Origin of the sequence: Azospirillum sp. TSH100, from assembly GCF_004923295.1 — a bacterium.
Classification (GTDB): domain Bacteria; phylum Pseudomonadota; class Alphaproteobacteria; order Azospirillales; family Azospirillaceae; genus Azospirillum.
The window spans coordinates 2,146,288-2,165,572 of the sequence record NZ_CP039634.1 but is presented as its reverse complement, the minus strand read 5'-3'; the positions used below and the strand labels follow the sequence as shown (position 1 = coordinate 2,165,572).

20 protein-coding genes are annotated in these 19,285 nt (G+C 64.8%); 9 read left to right on the top strand and 11 right to left on the bottom strand.

Annotated elements, in window-relative coordinates:
* Window positions 1–20 precede the first annotated feature (20 nt).
* Window positions 21–1,313, bottom strand: coding sequence for a tetratricopeptide repeat protein (locus E6C72_RS10260; protein ID WP_247882045.1), 1,293 nt, complete (start codon window positions 1,311–1,313; stop codon window positions 21–23).
* A gap of 720 nt (window positions 1,314–2,033) precedes the next feature.
* On the opposite strand from E6C72_RS10260, the gene E6C72_RS10255 reads away from it, so the two are divergent.
* Window positions 2,034–2,651 (top strand): transglycosylase SLT domain-containing protein, encoded by a 618-nt coding sequence (locus E6C72_RS10255; protein WP_247876010.1) that lies wholly within the window; start codon window positions 2,034–2,036, stop codon window positions 2,649–2,651.
* A 58-nt stretch (window positions 2,652–2,709) separates the two neighbouring features.
* Window positions 2,710–3,552, top strand: coding sequence for a 23S rRNA (adenine(2030)-N(6))-methyltransferase RlmJ (locus E6C72_RS10250; RefSeq protein WP_109443652.1), 843 nt, complete (start codon window positions 2,710–2,712; stop codon window positions 3,550–3,552).
* A gap of 106 nt (window positions 3,553–3,658) precedes the next feature.
* On the opposite strand, the gene E6C72_RS10245 is transcribed toward E6C72_RS10250, so the two are convergent.
* From E6C72_RS10245 to E6C72_RS10215, 7 genes are all read right to left on the bottom strand, one after another.
* Entirely contained in the window at window positions 3,659–4,264 is a 606-nt protein-coding gene (locus E6C72_RS10245) for a phasin family protein (RefSeq protein WP_109443653.1), read from the bottom strand.
* A 236-nt stretch (window positions 4,265–4,500) separates the two neighbouring features.
* Complete coding sequence (locus E6C72_RS10240) at window positions 4,501–5,454, bottom strand: branched-chain amino acid ABC transporter permease (RefSeq protein ID WP_109443654.1); 954 nt, start codon at window positions 5,452–5,454, stop codon at window positions 4,501–4,503.
* 4 nt (window positions 5,455–5,458) lie between these two features.
* Window positions 5,459–6,346, bottom strand: coding sequence for a branched-chain amino acid ABC transporter permease (locus tag E6C72_RS10235; protein WP_109443716.1), 888 nt, complete (start codon window positions 6,344–6,346; stop codon window positions 5,459–5,461).
* A gap of 104 nt (window positions 6,347–6,450) precedes the next feature.
* Complete coding sequence (locus E6C72_RS10230) at window positions 6,451–7,680, bottom strand: ABC transporter substrate-binding protein (RefSeq protein ID WP_109443655.1); 1,230 nt, start codon at window positions 7,678–7,680, stop codon at window positions 6,451–6,453.
* Between the two features lie 210 nt (window positions 7,681–7,890).
* Window positions 7,891–9,183 (bottom strand): sodium:proton antiporter, encoded by a 1,293-nt coding sequence (locus E6C72_RS10225; RefSeq protein WP_109443656.1) that lies wholly within the window; start codon window positions 9,181–9,183, stop codon window positions 7,891–7,893.
* A 241-nt stretch (window positions 9,184–9,424) separates the two neighbouring features.
* Window positions 9,425–9,898: a MarR family winged helix-turn-helix transcriptional regulator gene (locus E6C72_RS10220; RefSeq protein ID WP_012974024.1), complete on the bottom strand. Its 474-nt coding sequence runs from the start codon at window positions 9,896–9,898 to the stop codon at window positions 9,425–9,427.
* Window positions 9,899–10,150: 252 nt separating this feature from the next.
* Window positions 10,151–11,212, bottom strand: a complete 1,062-nt coding sequence (locus tag E6C72_RS10215; protein WP_109443657.1) for an enoyl-CoA hydratase/isomerase family protein — start codon at window positions 11,210–11,212, stop codon at window positions 10,151–10,153.
* Between the two features lie 293 nt (window positions 11,213–11,505).
* On the opposite strand from E6C72_RS10215, the gene E6C72_RS10210 reads away from it, so the two are divergent.
* From E6C72_RS10210 to E6C72_RS32220, 6 genes are all read left to right on the top strand, one after another.
* Window positions 11,506–12,399, top strand: a complete 894-nt coding sequence (locus tag E6C72_RS10210; protein ID WP_109443658.1) for a diacylglycerol kinase family protein — start codon at window positions 11,506–11,508, stop codon at window positions 12,397–12,399.
* 19 nt (window positions 12,400–12,418) lie between these two features.
* Complete coding sequence (locus tag E6C72_RS10205) at window positions 12,419–13,342, top strand: metallophosphoesterase (RefSeq protein WP_109443659.1); 924 nt, start codon at window positions 12,419–12,421, stop codon at window positions 13,340–13,342.
* A 118-nt stretch (window positions 13,343–13,460) separates the two neighbouring features.
* Window positions 13,461–14,465: a porphobilinogen synthase gene (gene hemB / locus E6C72_RS10200; protein WP_109443660.1), complete on the top strand. Its 1,005-nt coding sequence runs from the start codon at window positions 13,461–13,463 to the stop codon at window positions 14,463–14,465.
* Window positions 14,466–14,556: 91 nt separating this feature from the next.
* Window positions 14,557–15,114: a YbhB/YbcL family Raf kinase inhibitor-like protein gene (locus E6C72_RS10195; RefSeq protein WP_109443661.1), complete on the top strand. Its 558-nt coding sequence runs from the start codon at window positions 14,557–14,559 to the stop codon at window positions 15,112–15,114.
* Window positions 15,115–15,147: 33 nt separating this feature from the next.
* On the top strand, window positions 15,148–15,804 hold the full coding sequence (locus E6C72_RS10190; RefSeq protein WP_247876011.1) for a hypothetical protein: 657 nt from the start codon (window positions 15,148–15,150) through the stop codon (window positions 15,802–15,804).
* A complete protein-coding gene (locus tag E6C72_RS32220; RefSeq protein WP_247876012.1) occupies window positions 15,756–15,995 on the top strand; it encodes a helix-turn-helix transcriptional regulator in 240 nt (79 codons plus the stop codon). Before E6C72_RS10190 ends, E6C72_RS32220 begins: the two co-directional genes overlap by 49 nt.
* Here the strand turns inward: E6C72_RS32220 and E6C72_RS10185 are convergent.
* Window positions 15,967–16,629, bottom strand: coding sequence for a TetR/AcrR family transcriptional regulator (locus E6C72_RS10185; RefSeq protein WP_109443662.1), 663 nt, complete (start codon window positions 16,627–16,629; stop codon window positions 15,967–15,969). The two genes, E6C72_RS32220 and E6C72_RS10185, sit on opposite strands and share 29 nt — an antisense overlap.
* 95 nt (window positions 16,630–16,724) lie before the next feature.
* Between E6C72_RS10185 and E6C72_RS10180 the strand changes: the two genes are divergently transcribed.
* Window positions 16,725–17,708: an aldo/keto reductase gene (locus E6C72_RS10180; RefSeq protein ID WP_109443663.1), complete on the top strand. Its 984-nt coding sequence runs from the start codon at window positions 16,725–16,727 to the stop codon at window positions 17,706–17,708.
* Window positions 17,709–17,756: 48 nt separating this feature from the next.
* On the opposite strand, the gene E6C72_RS10175 is transcribed toward E6C72_RS10180, so the two are convergent.
* Together E6C72_RS10175 and smpB are read right to left on the bottom strand one after the other, a co-directional pair.
* The gene (locus E6C72_RS10175; RefSeq protein ID WP_109443664.1) at window positions 17,757–18,779 is read right to left on the bottom strand and encodes a methyltransferase; all 1,023 of its coding nucleotides are present in this window, start codon (window positions 18,777–18,779) and stop codon (window positions 17,757–17,759) included.
* A gap of 4 nt (window positions 18,780–18,783) precedes the next feature.
* Window positions 18,784–19,257, bottom strand: a complete 474-nt coding sequence (gene smpB / locus E6C72_RS10170; protein ID WP_109443665.1) for an SsrA-binding protein SmpB — start codon at window positions 19,255–19,257, stop codon at window positions 18,784–18,786.
* Window positions 19,258–19,285 lie beyond the last annotated feature (28 nt).

Genomic DNA, 19,285 nt, shown 5'->3' with positions numbered 1-19,285 from the left:
CAGGCCCGCAGCACCTGGGCCTAGGGTGCCGCCCGTTCAACCACGAACAGCAGGCCGGGAACCGGCATACCCTTTTCCCGGCGCGGCGTGCAGGGCTCCATCAGCCGTATGGCGAAGCCGGCAGCATCGGCACTCTCCCGGACATATCTCTCGGCATGGGCATAGCGCCGGGTGGCGCCAAGGATGAAAGCATCCGTCACCGTTTCGTCAGACAGGCGCTCCACGGTAGCGGCGAACCGGCCGCCGGGTGGCAGGGCGCGGGCCGCCGCCGCGAAGACGGGAACCAGATCGCCGATATAGACAAGGACATCCGCCGCCACCAGCAGATCCCAGCCAGCGGGTGTCCGCTCCATCGCCTCCACCACGTCGCCAACGCTCAATTCATTATAGAGTGTCCGCTGGCGCGCCTTCTCGACCATCCGCGGAGACAGATCGACACCGGCCAGATGTGCCGCCAGTGGCTTGAAGGTCACCCCCGCCAGCCCGGTGCCGCAGCCGAGATCGAGGATCCGCAGGCCCGTGGCGCCCGGCATGACCCGGTCGATCGCCGAGCGCAGCAGATCCGGTGCCGCATAGCCGAGCTTGCCGACCAAATCCTGATCGAAGCGGTCGGCATAACGGTCGAAGAGAGCGCGGACATAGGCGGCGGACAGGTCGGTACCCTCCCCGGCTTCCAGGGCGGCGATCAGCCTTTCTATAGCCGCCGCCTCGTCACCGTCTGCAAGATCCCGGGCCTGCCGGAGGGCGGCAAGGGCCTTCACCGGTTCGCGCAGGGCAAGCCAGCTACGGCCCAGCGCATGGTGAACGGTGGCATCGTCTTCATACCGGCGGGCGAGCGGCTGGAGCAGTTCGACCGCCGCCAACGCATCGCCGGAGACGGTCAGCGCTTCGGCCAAGGCCAGGACGGCGTCACGGTCGTTGGGGCGCAGGGCCACCGCCTCCCGGTACTCCTCCAGCGCATCCTCAGCACGGCCGAGTGCGGACAGGCTGCGGGCAAGCCCGAGTCGCGCATCGGCCGAATCGCTCCGCTCCGTCGCCAGAGCCTGAAAAAGCGCATGTGCAGCATCGATTTCGCCGCACTGCCGCAGGGCATCGGCCAGCATCAGCCGCCATGCCCAGTTGCCCGGTTCCAGAGCAACAGCCCACCGATAGCAGGCTGCCGAATGCACCACCGCCCCGCTGCCACCGTCCGCTTCGGCCAATGCGGACCAAGCCTCTCCATTGCCGGGATCGACAGTGACGGCGATGGCGAATGCACGCCCTGCCCCGGCATGGTCTCCGGCATAGAGCCGATCGTATCCAACCCGGAACATTTGATCGAGATTGTAGATTTCCGGCTCTTGGCCAACGCAGGGATCCGCGGACACGGATGAATTTCCTCTGGTGTCGGGCTTCGGCCAGGGGAATGCCGCCGGCCCGGATAACCCGTCTCCGTCCGCCATCGGGCCGTCCCGGGCGACGCTGCGGCACCGCCAGGAACCCGGTATCCGAGTCCCGGGAAAACAAAGCGGCGGAGTTTACTGCCCCAACATGCTGCGGCGCGCAAGGGGGTAGCGAAAATCCTTCCGAAGTGTGATTCCGGCGACACGCGGTCGCAGTAGCCCCTTTTTCGACCCCTGTCCGAAAGGACAGTCAGGACGGTTTGGCTAGCCCAATCGTTATCGCCAGCAAATGTGGCGATTCAATGGCTTATCCCCCAAACGAAGGGCCTAAACCGTCCGTCCCAGGGGGCTGGGTGACATCCAACGGACGAAAGCTGTGGTATTACCAGGGTGCAAGCGGGTTGACGATGGATCAAATTTTTGGAAGTGTGGCCCCGGCGCCCGATTGGGAGGCGCTGAACATCTGGGTAGGAGGCGGTCGCCGTAAGCGACTCGGTGACCGGAACAACGGCCCCGCGCGGGGGGTCAAACAGCCGCCGTAGAACACGGGGCGACAGCAGAAGGAGGTTTGGGATGCGGGGACGAAATCAGCGCGTAGGCGCCACAGGGTGTGGACGCTTCGCACTGGCTGCGGGACTGCTGACGGCTTCCATGGTCGCTCTGACCGTGTCCGGCACCGCCCATGCACAAACCGCGACCCAGGCACCTTCCAAGGAAAGCTGCGTCACCCACGCGGTGGAAGCCGAACAGAAGCTCGGCATTCCGTCCGGCATGCTGGTGGCCATCGCCCTGGTGGAAAGCGGCCAGGACGGCGCACCTCACCCCTTCGCGATGAGCGTTGCGGGTCGACCCTATTACGCACGCAACGTCAGCGACGCCGCCCGCCATCTGCGCGACCATCGCGGCCAGCTTCGCAGCAACACCTACGTCGGCTGCATGCAGCTGTCGGTCGCCACCCACCGGGGTGAGTTCCAGCCGCTGGAAAAGATCGTCGAACCGCGCGACAACGTATTTTATGCTGGCCAGCTCCTCGTCCGCTTCCACGGTGAGGAAGGCAACTGGAAGACCGCGCTGACCCGCTACAACGGCAGCTCCGGCCGACGCGCCCAGGCCTATGTCTGCAAGATCTGGCAGAGCCTGTCGGAACTCGACACACAGAGTGCGAAGCTGCTGGCTTCTTCCCGCTGCGAGGACAGCGATCCTGTCAGCGTCGCCCCGCGCACCCGTCGCAGCTTCCGCAACGCTCAGCAGGTCGCGGCCATCAACTGAGTGGACTGACATTCGACCGCGCTGGCGCAGCGTTGCATGATCGGGTAAACCCCGACGCATGAACTATCGTCACATCTTCCACGCCGGCAACCCGGCCGACGTTATGAAGCATGCCGTGCTGGCGCTGATCCTGGATCATCTGCGCGCCAAGCCGGCACCATTCTGCGTGCTCGATACCCATGCCGGGATCGGCCGCTACGACCTGACTTCCGAGGCAGCCCGCAAGACTGCGGAGAGCGACGAAGGCATCGGCCGACTGTTCGGCCATCCGCTGCCGCACCCGGCGCTCGCGCCATATATGGACGCCGTCCAGGCGTTGAACTCCGACGATGCACTGCGCTGGTACCCGGGCTCGCCCCGCATCACCCGGGCGGCGTTGCGCCCACAGGATCGCATGGTGCTGGTCGAACTGCACCCGGATGACGCACGCAGCCTGAAGGACGAGTTCGCGGGCGATCGCGCCGTAGCCGTCCACCAATCGGATGCCTATACGGCGTTGAAGGCCCATCTTCCGCCCAGGGAGAAGCGCGGGCTGGTGCTGATCGATCCGCCTTTCGAGCAACCGGACGAGTTCGCCCGCATGGCGGAGGGGCTGGCGCTGGCGCACCGGCGCTGGTCCACCGGGATTTTCGCGCTCTGGTACCCGATCAAGGAGCGTGCCGCGGTCTGGCGCTTCCAGGATGCGGTGGAGAAGACCGGGATTCCGAAAGTGTTGATCGCCGAACTGACTTGGCATCCCGAAGATACCCATCTGCGGCTGAACGGCTCCGGCCTGTTGATCGTCAACCCGCCCTGGAAGCTGGACGAGACGTTGAAGAAAATGCTGCCAGCCCTGCATGACGCCCTGCCCTCCACTGGCGGTGGAACGGCGGTGAACTGGCTGTCTCCCGAGGCGGGATGACGACCGCCATTGGACATGGAAAAATCCCCGGTCCTTGCGGACCGGGGTTCAGTCAGGATGGAGACCGTTCGTTATCGATGACGGGTCGTCATCGGTTGCGCGGTGGTCAGAACCGACGCTCCGTCTGCTGCGCGGCGCCCTCGAGGCGGGCGTTCAGCTTAGCGATGGCGGTGTTGGCCGTGCTCGCCGACAACTCGGAGATTTTGACGCTCCGGCTGAGGACAAGCTGCATGTTGTCCTTCAGCATGCGGCTCTGCGTGGCGTAGAAGTCGGGAACGCTCCGGCTGCGCATAAGGGCATTCATACCCTCCGCGTTGCGCGAGGCGACGTCCTGCGCCAGCCCCATCCATTCGCGCCAGGCATTTTGCAGGCCATCGGCCAGAACGCTGCCACACTGGACCATGACATCCATGGTCTCGCGGGTCTGGCTGGCGACCTCACCCTGAGCCTCCTTGGAGAGGCCCATAAGGCGCTGGAACTGTTCCGTCCTGGGGCCGGCGACATCGGCGGCGTCCATCACCTTCCGTCCGGCATCCAAACCAGCGTCCACCGCCTGGGCACTGGTCTCCACCGTCGTCTCGCCGATCGAGCGGACGGCATCGGCGGCGCGGCGGGTGGTGGCCTCGCTGGCGCGCGTCATTTCCTCGACCGTGCCCTTCGCCAGGTTGGCGGTCTCGCGCACACCGGTCGTGGTGTCCTTGTCCATAGCCATGCGGGGATGCTCCTCGAATACGTTCGTCCGGGAGGACGCTTCTTCCCAAAGCTCGCGTCGGTCATTTTGCTGCACCGCCGAACGAGTTCAGTCCTATAACACCCGGTAAGCAGAACGTTCCAGGACGCAAAATAATAACGCCGCACCCCTTCTTTCGGGTTATACGGCGATTTGAAATCGTATTGTCTTCTGTGCGAAATATTTCCTGGCGTATCCGACCCTTTTTAAACAGGATCTTAGCCATTCTGGCTTTTCTTACCCAGACGCACCAGGATCTCGCCGGCGATGCCGCGACGGAAGACCAGAACGCAGGCAACGAAGATGCAGCCGATCACAACCGGCACCGGCAGGCTGGTCGCCGCCAGATAATTCTCCAGTGTCACCACAAGGGCGGCACCGATCACCGGCCCTGTCAGCGTTCCCATGCCGCCCAGCAGCGTCATCAGCACCACCTCGCCCGACATCTGCCACGTCACGTCGGTCAGCGTGGCCAGTTGGAAGACGATCGCCTTGGTGCCGCCGGCCAGCCCGGCCAAAGACGCGGACAGAACGAAGGCCACCAGCTTATAACGGTCGGTGCGGTACCCGAGCGATATGGCGCGCGGCTCATTCTCGCGGATCGCCTTCAGCACCTGCCCGAAGGGTGAATGGACCGTCCGCCAGATGATGGCGAAGCCGATCAGGAAAACGGCCAGCACCGTGTAATACATCGCCAACGGATCGTTCAGGTCGAAGACGCCGAACAGCACGCCGCGTGGCACAGCCTGGATGCCGTCCTCGCCATGGGTGAAAGGCAGTTGCAGCGCCAGGAAGAAGACCATCTGGCTCAGCGCCAGCGTGATCATTGCAAAATAGATGCCCTGCCTGCGGATGGCGATGCTGCCGAACAGAATCCCGAGAAAGGCCGAGGCCGCGGTGCCCAGCAGAATCCCAAGCTCCGGCGGCAGCCCCCACACCTTCACCGTATGGGCGGTGACATAGGCGGCGCTGCCGAAGAAGGCGGCGTGGCCGAAGCTGAGCAGGCCGCCGAAGCCGATCAGCAGATTGAAGGCGCAGGCGAACAGTGCGAAGCACAGCACCTTCATCAGAAAGACGGGATAGAGCAGGAAAGGCACGACCAGCAGGACCGCCAGCACCACGACCGCGCCAAGTCTGGTTGCGGCCGACCCGCTCTGCGAATGAAGGCTCATGCGCTTACCTCTCCCGTCCGAACAGGCCGGCGGGCTTGATCATCAGCACCACCGCCATGATGACGAAGACCACGATGTTGGAGGCCTCCGGGTAGAACACCTTGGTCAGCCCTTCCAACAGGCCGAGCCCATAACCGGTCAGCACCGCACCGAGGATCGACCCCATTCCGCCGATCACCACCACCGCGAACACCACGATGATCAGGTTCGATCCCATCAGCGGCGACACCTGATAGATGGGTGCGGCCAGCACGCCGGCCAGCCCGGCCAACGCCACGCCGAAGGCATAGGTCAGGGTGATCATCCGCGGCACGTTGATGCCGAAGGCCTGCACCAGAACCGGGTTCTCCGTCGCCGCCCGCAGGTACGCGCCCAGCTTCGTCTTCTCGATGGCGATCCAGGTGCTGACGCAGACGATCAGCGAAGCCACCACCACCCAGCCGCGGTAATTGGGCAGGAACATAAAGCCCAGATTCTGGCCGCCCTTCAGCGCATCGGGGATGGGATAGGGCTGCCCGGAGACACCATACTGGTGCCGGAACGCCCCCTCGACGATCAGCGCCAAGCCGAAGGTCAGCAGCAGGCCATAGAGATGGTCGAGCTTGTACAGCCGCGACAGCAGCGTCTTTTCCAGCAATACCCCGAACAGACCGACGACCATCGGCGCCAGCAGCAACGCCCACCAGTAACCGATGCCGAGCAGGTTCAACATCAGCCACGCCACGAAGGCACCCATCATGTAAAGCGCGCCATGGGCGAAGTTGATGACGTTCAACATGCCGAAGATCACCGCCAGCCCAAGGCTGAGCAGCGCGTAAAACGATCCGTTGATCAACCCCAGCAGGAGCTGGCCGAACAGCGCCTGGGGCGGAATGCCGAAAATCGTTCCCATCATGAGAGTCACTCTCCCCAACGGCATCCCGGCCATGGCGCCCGTTCAAGGCAAGCCCTTGGCCGGAGATGCCGCTCCGTCACGTCACGGCTTGTACCGCTTCATCACTTCGGCAGCTTGCAGCCGCTTTCCTCGAAGCTGGCAAAGGCTTCCTTGCCAGGGATGGTCCGCAGGATCTGGTAATAGTCCCAGGGACCCTTGGATTCCGACGGCTTCTTCACGCGGGCCAGATACATGTCGTGGACCATGCGGCCGTTCGGCAGGATCGTGCCGTTCTTGGCGAACATGTCGTTGACTGGCATTTCCTTCATCTTGGCGGCGACGGTCGGCCCGTCATCGGTCCCTGCGGCCTCGATCGCCTTCAGATAATGACGGACGGCGGAATAGCTGCCGGCCTGCACCATCGTCGGCATCTTGCCGTAGCGGTCGAAGAACTTCTTGGACCAGGCGCGCGATTCATCATCGCGGTCCCAATAGAATCCGGTGGTCAGCACCAGATCCTGGGCGACCTGAAGACCCAGCGCATGCACGTCCGACAGGAAGATCAGCAGGCCGGCGAGCTTCTGCTGCCCAGTCTGCGTCAGGCCGAATTCAGAGGCCTGCTTGATCGAAGTGATGGTGTCGCCGCCGGCATTCGCAAGGCCGACGATCTTGGCGCCCGATGCCTGGGCCTGCAGCAGGAAGGAGGAGAAGTCAGCGGTGTTCAGCGGGGCCTTCACTGAACCGACCACCTTGCCGCCGGCCTTCTTCACCTCGACCGAGGTATCGGCCTCCAGTTGGTGGCCGAAGGCATAGTCTGCCGTGATGAAGAACCAGCTGTCGCCGCCCTCCTTCACCATCGCCTGCCCCGTCCCGACGGCAAGCGCATGGGTATCGTAGGGCCAGTGGAAGCCGGTGGGGGAGCAGGCATCGCCGGTCAGGCGCGAGGTCGCCGGACCTTCCATCAGGAAGATCTTCTTCTTCTCCTTCGTCACCTCCTGCACGGCCAGCGCAACGCCGGAATTCGGCACGTCGACGATCACGTCGACGCCATCCTGGTCGATCCACTGTCGGGCGAGGTTGGCGCCAATATCGGGCTTGTTCTGGTGGTCGGCGGAGATGATCTCGATTGGCTTGCCCAGGATCTTGTTGCCGAATTCCTCCGCCGCCATGCGGGCGGCGATGACCGAACCCTCGCCACCGAGATCGGCATAGAGGCCCGAACGGTCATTCAGCACACCGATCTTGACCATGTCGCCGGACAGCTTGCCCTGCTGGGCCGCGGCAGGGCCGGCAGACAGGACACCGACCGTCAGGGCAGCCAGGGCGGCACCAGTCAGAAGACGTGCGATCATGCGTGAATTCCTCCCCCTCAGCGTTGCGTTGCGCATGTTGCGGGCTACCGTCCGGATCGGTTCGTCCGGAGGATCCCGGACGGTCGTCCGGACCTGATTTTTTGGTTTCATCCGAAACCGTCAGGCCATCCGCGCCGTCCCTTCCCATCCACTATGCAGGCGCATCACCTTGTGCGAAAAGCTGAATTTCAGCCTCGCAAACAATTTTCATCAAGGGTCGGCCGAAACGCCCGCTTTTTCCATTCGCTGGTGTATGGAGGGGTCGGACGGCAGGCCCGCCGCCTGCCGCCGCCTGTCGATCCGCTGCATGATCGGCGTTACCGTGGTGCCGTGAACGAGAATCGAGAGAAGCACGATCAAGCCGGTGACCGCCCAAAGCGCGTTCGGCACGTCGAACTCGGCGGCGTTCAACGCATAGGCGATGTAATAGATGCTGCCCATTCCGCGGATGCCGAAGAAGCCGATGGCGAGCTTCTCGCCAAGCGGCATCGCCACGCCGGTAAGCCCGACCAAGCCGGCCACCGGCCGCACCAGAAGCAGGATGACCGCCGCCGCGCCAACCGCACTCCAGGACAGGGCGTCGATCAAGCCGTGCGCCAGCGTCCCGCCGAACAGCACCAGCATGACCATCATCAGCAGCCGCTCGGTCTGCTCGACGAAATCATGCAGGCGTTCGTGATACTCGCTGTTGCGCTCCGCATCGCGCAAAGCCAGTGCCGCGACAAAAACGGCAACGAATCCATAACCGTCAGCAAGCTCGGTCAGGCCATAAGCAATCATCGTGATGCCGAGGGACACGAAGCCGTCGCCGGTCCGCGACAGGTTGGCCCGGTTCGGAACGCGGAAGGTGACATAGGCGAGGAACCGCCCCACCAGCCAGCCTACCCCGACACCGGCCACCAGCTTCCACACCACGTCCAGCAAGGCCCAGTGTCCCAGCAGGTCCCAGGGCGGGTTTCCATTCAGCAGCGCGACACCGACTGCGAGGTGGACGAAGGGGAAGGCCAGCCCGTCATTCAGACCTGCCTCGGAAGTCAGACTGAAACGGATTTCGTCCTCTTCCCCCGATTTCGGCGGGCCGACCTGAATGTCGGAGGCAAGGACCGGATCGGTCGGCGCCAGCGCCGCCCCCAGCAGGATCGACGCAGCCAACGGAAAATCGAGCCAGTACCAGCCGATCAGCGCGATCATCAGAATCGACAGCGGCATGGTGATGCCCAGCAACCGCCATGTGATGATCCAGCGGCGCCAGCCGATGCGGCGGTCCAGCTTCAACCCTGCTCCCATCAGGGAGATGATGACGATCAGTTCGGTCAGCCGCTCGGTTGCCTCCGGGAAGGCCAACGGTTCGGGGCTTTCCAGTTCCAGCGACCCGAACACCGCAAAGCCAAGGCCGACACAAATGATCGGCAGGGAAAGCGGCAACTCCCTCAGCACCATCGGCAGCCATGCCACCAACAGGATCAGGAACCCTAGCCCCACCATCATGACGGTATAAGACATGCGCCGCCTGTAGCCGTGATCCCGTCGACACGGTACCCGTGCCGCGCTAAGGACAATCCACGACAACACGCAATGACGTGAATGGGTTCACGTCAGGCACAGAACGGTTTGGATTATAGTCGAGGGTGCCGGCTCATTCGGTCAGGCTTCCCTGCCTGAAAAGAGGATCAACAAGGGAAGCTTGAACCCGATACCACCCGCGGGAGCCGGAACCGCGGGGGGCCGTCGCAAAACCGGCGGATCAGGCCGCTGAGGTCATCGGAAAACCGCTGTAGTCGAGCGAGGCCGACCAGAAGCGTTCCAGCTTGCGCAGGGTCTCGTTGGCCTTGGTCAGTTCCTCGTCGCTGAAGCCGGCCTTTTCCAGGGCGGCCAGATGACGTTCGAACATCACGCTGATCTTCTCACGCAGGTCCAGCCCCTTTTCCGACAGTCGGACACGGACCGAACGCCGGTCGTGCGGAGAGCGTTCCTGACCGAGATAGCCGTTCTCGACCATCTTCTTGACGTTGTAGGAGACGTTGGAGCCCAGATAATAACCGCGCGCGGTCAGTTCGCCGACCGTCATCTCGTCTTCGCCGATGTTGTACAGGATCAGGCTCTGGACGTTGTTGATGTCCTGGATGCCAAGCCGGTCCAACTCAGTCTTGAGCACTTCAAGAAAGTGGCGGTGAAGCCGCTCGATCAACAGAATGCTCTCGTAATAGGGTTTGCGCACCGCGGTCTCCTTTGGCTCTAACCGGCCGTTCCCCGCGCAAGGACGATACCGGGACCTTAAATCGAGATTAACCGATCATTCGTCGGCAATCATCCTAATAATTCCGGAAAAAGTCAGGCACAACCCGTCTGTACAGGTCCCCTTCGCCGAGAGCCCCAAGCGAAAGCATTTCTGCCGTCCGGCATCTGGTCATATACAAAAAGGCATGGTCGCCCGGCGATTGCACGACCATGCCCCGTCACCCTGCCGTCCTCAGTCGCGGAACACCAGATCGCCGCCGGCCGGTTCGGCAAAATGCCGCTCGACATCGGACGGGCCGACATCGGCAAGCTCCGCCGGCTTCCATTTCGGGTTCTTGTCTTTGTCGACCAGAACAGCGCGGATGCCCTCGTAGAAATCGTCGCCGGCCAGGCAGGCGAGGCTGAGACGCAGTTCCTGCACCATGCAACCCTCGAAATCCAGCTTGGCCCCGCGACGCAGTGCGGCAAGCGTGACCTTGAGGCTGGTCGGCGATACCCGACGCAGGGTCGCGAGCTGGCCGGCCGCCCAATCCGTCCCCTCGGCCTCCAGCGCCTTGATGATGGCCTCGACGCTGTCGAAGGCATAGCACCGGTCGACCGCAGCGCGAATCGCGCCGACCGCCGCCTCCCCGGCCTCGCCGCGGTGGGCCGCGATCGCCTCGTCGGCCGGCACGCCGGCGGCCAGATCCTCGATAAGCGTGTCGATCTTCGCACTCGGCACGAAGGCGTCGGCGGCAGCGATGGCCAGCAGGTCGGCCGCCTTCAGCCGGTCACCGGTCAACCCCAGCCAGATGCCGACCTGACCAGGCAGACGCGGCAGGAAATAGGTTCCGCCGACATCGGGATAGAGGCCGATGCCGGTCTCCGGCATGGCGAACAGCGTGCGTTCCGTGACGACACGATGGGTACCATGCACCGACAGGCCGACGCCGCCCCCCATGGAGATGCCGTCAATCAAGGCGACATAGGGCTTGGACAGGCGCTTGATCATCCGGTTCAGCACATATTCTTCGCTGAAGAAGGCACGGACCGGTCCGGTATCACCACGCCCTTCCTTCGCCGCCTTGCCGGCCTCATACAGGCTGACCACGTCGCCGCCGGCGCAGAAGGCCTTTTCACCGGCACCCCGAATCACGACCGCCTTCACCTCGGGATCGGCGTTCCAGGCCCGCAGTTGCGGGTTGAACAGCCTGATCATGCCCAGCGTCAGCGCATTCAGCGCCTTGGGTCGGTTGAGCGTGACGAGGCCGATGGCGCCCCGACGTTCAAACAGAATCTCAGCAGCGTCGCTCATCGTATTGTATTTTCTCTATTATCGTTGCGAATCGGGCGGTGGCGGGCTGGCCTCGCCATCCCCGCCGTGCATTGGGGAGGCGGGACTGGCCGCAGCGATGATACGGGAGCCTGTGTCACTGTCAAATCAACCATACGGATCCGGATGTTCTGTCCTTGAGGCCCGGACCGGCCGATCAGGAACATCGCCCCTCTTGGACCGTTGCGCTCACGCTCTCATCTGAAGGCGAGCCCCCATCGACTGCTCAGGGAAGATGACATGCCGATGCCGCTCAACATCCTGCCGCGTGCCCCATGAAGATCGGAATCATCCTGAACCGGCAGGCGGGATCGCTGGTCGACCGTCCCATCGACCGGGCGGAGGCGGCAATCCGCGCGGCGTTCGAGCGGCATGGCGCCACGGTGGAACTGCACAGCGTCGACGGCGCGCAATGCACCGAAACAATCCGGCGGGTGCTGGACTCCGATGCCGAGACGGTCGTGGTCGGCGGCGGCGATGGCACGCTGCACAGCGCCGTGAAGCTGGCACTGCCGTCGTCCAAGACGTTGGGCGTGATTCCTCTAGGCACTCTTAATCTGCTAGCTCGCGATCTTCATATTCCACTTGAGCTTGAGCAGGCTGCGGAGGCACTGGCCGCCGGACGGGTCCGCGCCATCGACATCGCCGAAGTGAATGGGGAGCCCTACACCAACAGCTCGGTCCTGGGTTTTTACCCGCAGGTGGTTCAGGAACGCGAACGCCAGCGCAAGCAGCACCGGCTGCTGAAATGGCCGGGCGCCGCCGTAGCCCTGGCCAAGACGCTGTACCGGCTGCCGATGCTGGATGTGCGTCTGGACTGGGGCGAGGGACCGCGACGGATGCGCACGCCGATCCTGGTGGTTTCCAACAACGTCTATGACGACGGCTTCGGCCTCGTCCTGACGCGGGAGGCGCTCGATGCCGGAAAACTCGGCGTATATGTGGCCCGCGAACGGAACGCCTTCGCGATGTTGCGGTTGATGGGACGGCTGGTCGCCGGTTCCTGGAAGCAGGACGAGGGGTTGGAGACCTATGCGGTGACCAGCCTGACGGTTCACAGCCGCCGACATCACCTGAAGATGGTCAATGATGGCGAGATCCGGAAGCTGCACGCCCCGCTTCACTACCGGATCCTTCCAGGGGCACTGAAGGTTCTGGCACCCGGCTGATAGAAGGGATGAAGATGGCGTGAAACGGCTCGCTCACATTTCCGACCTGCATTTCGGGCGGATCGATCAGCGCGTGGTCGACGGCCTGCTGGCCGACCTGACGGCGCAGGCCCCCGATCTGATCGTCATCTCCGGTGACTTCGTGCAGAGGGCCAAGGCACGGCACTTCGAGGAGGCACGTGCCTTCCTGCGCAAATTACCCTTTCCTTACATGGCTGTACCGGGAAATCACGATATACCGGTTTATAACGTGTTCAAGCGCTTCACCGATCCGTTCGGCCATTACCGGCGTTACATCACCAGCGATTTCAGTCCGCTGCACATCGATGACGAGGTCGCGGTGCTGGGCATCAACACCGCCCGCCCCGTCATCATGGATTTTTCCGAAGGGAGGATGAACAAGCGGCAGATCGCACGGGTGCGCGAGGTCTTCTGCGGCATGCCGGACACGGTGTTCAAGGTGCTGTTCACCCACCATCCCTTCCTGCCGCCGCCCGACCTGCCCAAGACCCAATTGGTGGGCCGCCACAAGCTGGCCCTGCCGGCGCTGGAAAGCTGCGGTGTCGATCTGCTGCTGGCCGGTCATCTGCACAAAGCCTATTCCGGCGACATCATGAGTTTCCACACCCAGGTGGCGCGATCCATTCTGGTCGCTCAGGCCTCCACCGCCACCTCCACCCGCCTGCGGAACGAGGCCAACGCATACAACCTCATTACCGTCGCCCATCCCATCGTGACGTTCGAGGTACGGTCGTGGGAGGGGGCGTCCTTCACCGGCGGGCTGGTATCCAGCTATCGCAAGGAGGGCAGCCGCTGGACCCTTCAGGCGCAGGACAGTGGCTTCCGGCCTGTCGGCGGCGACCCCGCCAGCTCCGATCCGCTGGCAGCCCGATGGGACTCCGTTGCCCGCCATGCAAGTGGAGAGGCCCGCCGTGGGGCATGAGACCCGCGCAAGGCAGCCGGCCCGGTCCCAAAGGTCCGGATCGGCCGCCGCGGCTTGAGTTCACCGTCCGGGAGGGCGTAGGATCGCCCCACTCGTTCTAAGTGCATGGTCTCTCCCGATGCCGATCACCCTGCCCGCCGCCTTCCCGCGCACCCGTCTGCGCCGCAACCGCGCCGACGCCTGGACCCGCCGTCTGGTCGCCGAGCACACGCTGACCGTCGACGACCTGATCTGGCCGGTCTTCGTGATCGAGGGCAAGAATCGCCGGGAACCGGTCGCCTCCATGCCCGGCGTGGAACGTATGACCATCGACCTGCTGTGCGAAGCGGTGACGGAGGCCGGCTCGCTCGGCATTCCCTGCATCGCGCTGTTCCCGGTGGTCGGTTCCGAAGGCAAGTCCGAGAATGCGGCGGAAGCCTACAACCCCGACAACCTGATGAACCGCGCCATCCGCGCGGTGAAGGCGGCCGCTCCCGACGTCGGCATCCTGGGCGACGTGGCGCTCGACCCCTACACCACGCATGGGCACGACGGTCTGCTGCGCGACGGCTACATCCAGAACGACGAGACCGTCGAGGTGCTGATCCGGCAGGCGCTGTCACAGGCGGAGGCCGGTGTCGACATCGTCGCCCCGTCCGACATGATGGACGGCCGTATCGGCGCGATCCGCGACAAGCTGGATGCCGAGGGCTACCAGTTGACCCGTGTCTGTTCCTATGCCGCCAAATACGCCTCGGCCTTCTACGGCCCTTTCCGTGATGCAGTGAACTCCGGCGGCTTCCTGAAGGGCGACAAGACCACCTACCAGATGGACCCTGCCAACACCGACGAGGCGCTGCGCGAGGTCGCCTGCGACCTGCAGGAGGGTGCCGACATGGTGATGGTGAAGCCGGGCCTGCCCTATCTCGACGTCATCCGCCGGGTGAAGGACCAGTTCGCGGTGCCGACCTTCGCCTATCATGTCTCGGGCGAATACGCGATGCTGCGTGCCGCCGCGGCCAACGGCTGGCTGAACTACGACAAGGCGCTGCTTGAAACGCTGATGGGCTTCAAGCGCGCCGGCTGCGACGCCATCCTGACCTATGGCGCGGTGGACGCGGCCAGGCTGCTCACGCAACGCTGAGCAGTTCGGAGCCATCTTTGAACCGTTCGGGGCCGCGGAGCGATCTGCGGCCCTTTACCGTCAGGGCATCCCAATCGATGGAGACGCCCGGATGACCTCCCAATCCCCCTTCCGCCCGGCCTTGCTGGCAGCCCTGCTGCTGACCGCCTCCCCCGCTGCGGCGTTCGAGCTGCACAGTCCCGACTTCAGCGAAAAATCGCCGATCCCCGCGCGCAATGTCTTCGCCGGCTTCGGCTGCAGCGGTGACAACCAGTCGCCGGCCCTGAACTGGTCGGCGCCGCCGGCCGGGACGCGAAGCCTCGCCGTCACGATCTACGACCCCGACGCGCCGACCGGCAGCGGTTGGTGGCATTGGGTGGTGTTCAATCTGCCGGCCGACAGCCGCAGCCTGCCCGCCGGAGCCGGCGATGCGGCGAAACCCATCCTGCCGACTGGCGCCGTGCAGAGCCGCACCGATTTCGGTACCCCCGGCTATGGCGGTCCCTGCCCGCCACAGGGCGACAAGCCGCACCGCTATGTCGTCACCGTCCATGCACTGAAGGTGGACAGCCTTCCCCTGCCGCCCGATGCCTCGGCGGCCATGGTCGGCTTCAACCTGAACGCCGCCAGCCTGGGCAAAGCAACCTTGACGGCACACTATGGCCGTTGATCACCTGCCGCGCCCGGTCCTAGGATGAGGGGCATGGGTCCAGATCTGCTCTCCCGCCTGTCCCGCTTCGCCGCCCGTGACCTGCGCCCCACGGGCGGCAAGCGTCCGCATCGGCCGGAGTTGTGGGCCTTCGTCGCCCATGACCGCGAGCGGATGGCGGAAGTGCGGATCGAGCGCACGGCATTGATCGCAGTTCTGGAAGGCACCAAGGAACTGACCGACCAATCCGGCACCACCCGCCGCTTCCAGGCCGGCAGCGCCATGCTGCTGCCGCCGGGCTGGTGCGGCGCGGTGGTGAACGACCCCAGCACAGGTGGCCGGTACCGAGCGCTGGTGCTGGAGTTCCCGGCGGAGATGGTGCGACGGCTTCTGCGCGCCCATGGGACCGAAGGGCTGATCCAGCGCACCCGGCCGGGCGACTGGCATGTCACCCTGACTGCGGCGCTGACCGACGCCATCCACCACGCCGCCGCCGGCCTGACCGCCGATCCGTCGCTGCCGACCAAGCTGGCGGAGCACCGCTGCATGGAGGTGCTGCTGGCCCTGCTGGAGGATGGCGTCTGGTGGCTGGGTCCGGTGGCGCCGACGCGGTGCGTCAGCTTCTACGCACCCAGCCCGATATCCCCTGGACAGCCGAACGCGTGGCCGGTGCGCTCAACCTCAGCACCGGCACGCTGCGCCGTCGCCTGACCGAGGAGGGCTGCTCCGTCCGCAGCATCCTGACGGAGGAGCGGGTGGCCCATGCCCGCGCCCTGCTGGAAGGTGAAGGGTTGAGTGTGCAGGAGGCGGCGGAGGCCTGCGGCTATGCCAACCGCTCCCACTTCGCCCGCCGCATCCGGGCGGCGGTGGGCGTCAATCCGTCGGACCTGCGGGGACGCTGATCGGCGCAGGTGCGTAGGCGCGGAGCAATGCCGCGACCGAATCGGCAATCACCCGCTCCGGATCGGCGGTGACCGGCAGGCCGAGCATGGTCGGCCAGAACAGCACCTCCTTCATGCCGCCGAGTAGTTGGGTCGCCACCACATGCGGGTCCGGGGCATTCAGCCGGCCGCGCGCATGCTGTGCAGCGATATAGTCGTCCAGCAGCGCATAGGCTTGGCTCTTTCCGCCCTCCAGATAGTCCTGCGATAGTTCGGGGAAGCGTTGGTGTTCGGCGATCACGAGGCGCAGCAGTCCGCGCACCTCCGGCCGGCCGGTATGGACCAGCAGGGATCGCAGGAAAGCCGGAAGAGCCTGCTCCGGCGGGCGATCATGGCGCAGCAGGCTTTGGCCGTCCTCACTGCGGAAGCCCTCATACAGGCCGGATACCACGGCCTGGAACAGCTCCCGCTTGCCGGGAAAGTGGTTGTAGACGGTGCGTTTCGACACGTTGGCGTCGGCGGCGATGGCGTCCATCGACGACGCCTCGTAGCCGTGGATCAGGAAGGCGCGGGTCGCCGCCTCCACCACCGCATCCCGCTTGACCGAGCCGCGCGCGGCACTCCCCATCCGGCTTCCCGCCTGAGACGTTGACATTCCCAACCCTCTAAGTACACTGCACAGTGTAGTGTAATTGTTGCCGCAGGCTACCAGGGTAATCCGCCCGGCCGCGGCACGGGAGGGGTAAAGCGATGAAACAGCGCAACATCGGCGGCATTCTCTCGGTTTCCGAAATCGGTCTTGGCTGCATGGGCATGTCAGAGTTCTACGGCCCGACCGACGATTCCCAGTCGCTCGCAACGCTCGAAAAGGCGTTCGAACTGGGAGTGACCCATTACGATACCGCCGACATGTACGGCAGCGGCCACAACGAATCGCTGCTCGCCCGCTTTCTGGCCGGCAAGCGCGACCGGGTGACGATTGCCACCAAGTTCGGCATCGTTCGTCAGCCCGGTGAATATGCCCGCCGGGTCGACACCAGCCCGGCCTATGTGCGGCAGGCTTGCGACGCCTCGCTGAAACGGCTGGGCGTGGAGACCATCGACCTCTACTACGCCCACCGCCTGAATCCGGAAATCCCGGTCGAGGAGACAGTTGGCGCCATGGCTGATCTGGTGAAGGCGGGAAAGGTTCGGGCACTCGGCCTGTCCGAGGTGTCGGCCGCCACCCTGCGCCGCGCCCATGCCGTCCACCCCATCGCCGCGGTGCAAAGCGAATATTCGCTGTGGACCCGCGATATGGAGGCGGCGGTGCTGCCGGCCTGCCGGGAATTGGGCATTTCGCTGGTCGCCTACGCCCCGCTAGGCCGCGGCATGCTGACGGGCGCGGTCAGCAGTCCCGACCAGTTCGCCGAGAACGACTTCCGCCGCATCGCGCCACGCTTTGCCGGAGACAATTTCGACCGAAATCTGGCGCTGGTCGAGCAGGTGAAGGCGCTGGCGGTGCAGAAGGGCTGCACGCCGGGACAGGTCGCGCTGGCCTGGCTGCTGGCCCAGGGGCCGGACATTCTGCCGATCCCGGGGACCAAGCGGATCAAGTATCTGGAGGAGAATGTCGGTGCGGCGGCGGTGACGCTGACGGAAGCGGAGGTCACGGCGCTGGGCGATGCGCTGCCGCCGGGTGTGGCGGCGGGCGACCGCTACACGGCTGAGGGAATGCGGGGCGTGAATGTATGAAGTTGAGGTGGGGAGTCGTTGTTCGTCGACGTCTCCCCACCGCGTCAGTTATTTCGGTGTCCCCGACCAGACCTGGAACTGCGTGGTCTCCATCAGCATGTCGCTATGGCCGAAGGCGGTCTTGAACAGCTTGCCCACACCGGCCGTCCGCTGGGTGACGGCCACCAGCGTGCCGCGCAGCTTCAGATACTGTTTCGTCCCCGCCACCAGGGCATCGAGCATGCCGAAATCCTCGTCCTTGCCGCGGTGAAGCGGCGGGTTGGACAGGATCAGGCCGAAGCGGTCGCGGGTGCCCAGCCCGGCCAAGCCATCGCTCAGCACCAGTTCGGCGTCCGGTACGTTCTGCCGGGCTGCGTGAAGGGCCACCGCGTCGATGTCGAGCAGGGTCAGCGGTGCGTTTGACTGGCGCTCACGCACCGCCCGCGCGATCACCCCGGCGCCACAACCGAAATCCAGCACGCGGGTGCCGGCAGCCACCTCCGGCAGCACCTTCAGCAGGCATTCGGTACCGGCATCCAGATGGCCATGGGCGAACAGGCCCGGATAGGACACCAGATCCAGCGTCCGGTCCGGCAGCGTCAGGGTGACGGTCTGCCTCCAGTCCTCCAACGCCCCCTTGGCAGGGGCATCCGTGCGGCGGGTCAGCAGCAGCCGGGCACGCCGCTTGATGATCAGCGTTTCCGGCTCTTCCGCCAGCCCGTCGAGATGCTTGGGCGCGCTGGTCACGCCTTCGTCATTGCCACCGGCGATCCACAGCGGGGCACCGGGGGCGAGGCGCGATGCCAGCGCGTGCAGGGCCATCTCGAAGCCGGCCCAGCCACGTGGCAGGCGCAGAACCGCGCCATCGAACGGCCCTTCGGCCGGCCAAGGCGTTGCCACCTGCCCGCCAATCGCGAGCCGGTTCCACACCACCACCTCGGCCCCACCATCGCGGAGGGCTTCGGCGATGGCGCCATCGCTGTCGAAAGCCACCAGAATCCGGCCTTGCGGCCGGATTTCGGACAGGGCTTCGGCGGCCACGGCAGCGACCGTCTGGTCGCGGTCCGTGGCCCGGTTGTCGAGACGTGCCAACGAATTAACCCTTGTCGCGCATCAGCCGCGCCTTGTCGCGCTGCCAGCTGCGTTCCTTCTCGCTCTCGCGCTTGTCGTGCTTCTTCTTGCCGGTTGCGAGGCCGATCTCGACCTTGGCATAACCGCGGTCGTTGAAATAGACCGACATCGGCACCAGCGTGACGCCCTTCTGCTTGATGCCGGCCGCGAGCTTGTCCAGCTCGCGGCGGCGGACCAGCAGCTTGCGCGGACGCTTCGGCTCGTGCTGATCGACGCGGCCCGCCTGGAGATATTCGGGGATGTACGCGTTGAACAGGTACAGCTCCCCGCCCTTCAGGCCGGCATAGGCTTCGTTCACACTGGCGCGGCCGCCGCGCAGGGACTTCACCTCGGAGCCGGTCAGCATGATTCCGGCTTCGAGGACATCATCGATGAAGAAGTCGAACCGCGCGCGGCGGTTCTGCGCCGCATATTTTTTTGCTTCCTCGCGCGTCGCCAAATCTCTCTCCTATACGACCCGTTGCGTC

Bases quoted from the DNA above. Each gene is read 5' to 3' on its own strand.
- E6C72_RS10260 (WP_247882045.1), bottom strand. From the start codon at position 1,313: ATGTTCCGGGTTGGATACGATCGGCTCTATGCCGGAGACCATGCCGGG.
- E6C72_RS10255 (WP_247876010.1), top strand. From the start codon at position 2,034: ATGGTCGCTCTGACCGTGTCCGGCACCGCCCATGCACAAACCGCGACC.
- E6C72_RS10250 (WP_109443652.1), top strand. From the start codon at position 2,710: ATGAACTATCGTCACATCTTCCACGCCGGCAACCCGGCCGACGTTATG.
- E6C72_RS10245 (WP_109443653.1), bottom strand. From the start codon at position 4,264: ATGGCTATGGACAAGGACACCACGACCGGTGTGCGCGAGACCGCCAAC.
- E6C72_RS10240 (WP_109443654.1), bottom strand. From the start codon at position 5,454: ATGAGCCTTCATTCGCAGAGCGGGTCGGCCGCAACCAGACTTGGCGCG.
- E6C72_RS10235 (WP_109443716.1), bottom strand. From the start codon at position 6,346: ATGGGAACGATTTTCGGCATTCCGCCCCAGGCGCTGTTCGGCCAGCTC.
- E6C72_RS10230 (WP_109443655.1), bottom strand. From the start codon at position 7,680: ATGATCGCACGTCTTCTGACTGGTGCCGCCCTGGCTGCCCTGACGGTC.
- E6C72_RS10225 (WP_109443656.1), bottom strand. From the start codon at position 9,183: ATGTCTTATACCGTCATGATGGTGGGGCTAGGGTTCCTGATCCTGTTG.
- E6C72_RS10215 (WP_109443657.1), bottom strand. From the start codon at position 11,212: ATGAGCGACGCTGCTGAGATTCTGTTTGAACGTCGGGGCGCCATCGGC.
- E6C72_RS10210 (WP_109443658.1), top strand. From the start codon at position 11,506: ATGAAGATCGGAATCATCCTGAACCGGCAGGCGGGATCGCTGGTCGAC.
- hemB (WP_109443660.1), top strand. From the start codon at position 13,461: ATGCCGATCACCCTGCCCGCCGCCTTCCCGCGCACCCGTCTGCGCCGC.
- E6C72_RS10195 (WP_109443661.1), top strand. From the start codon at position 14,557: ATGACCTCCCAATCCCCCTTCCGCCCGGCCTTGCTGGCAGCCCTGCTG.
- E6C72_RS10190 (WP_247876011.1), top strand. From the start codon at position 15,148: ATGGGTCCAGATCTGCTCTCCCGCCTGTCCCGCTTCGCCGCCCGTGAC.
- E6C72_RS10185 (WP_109443662.1), bottom strand. From the start codon at position 16,629: ATGTCAACGTCTCAGGCGGGAAGCCGGATGGGGAGTGCCGCGCGCGGC.
- E6C72_RS10180 (WP_109443663.1), top strand. From the start codon at position 16,725: ATGAAACAGCGCAACATCGGCGGCATTCTCTCGGTTTCCGAAATCGGT.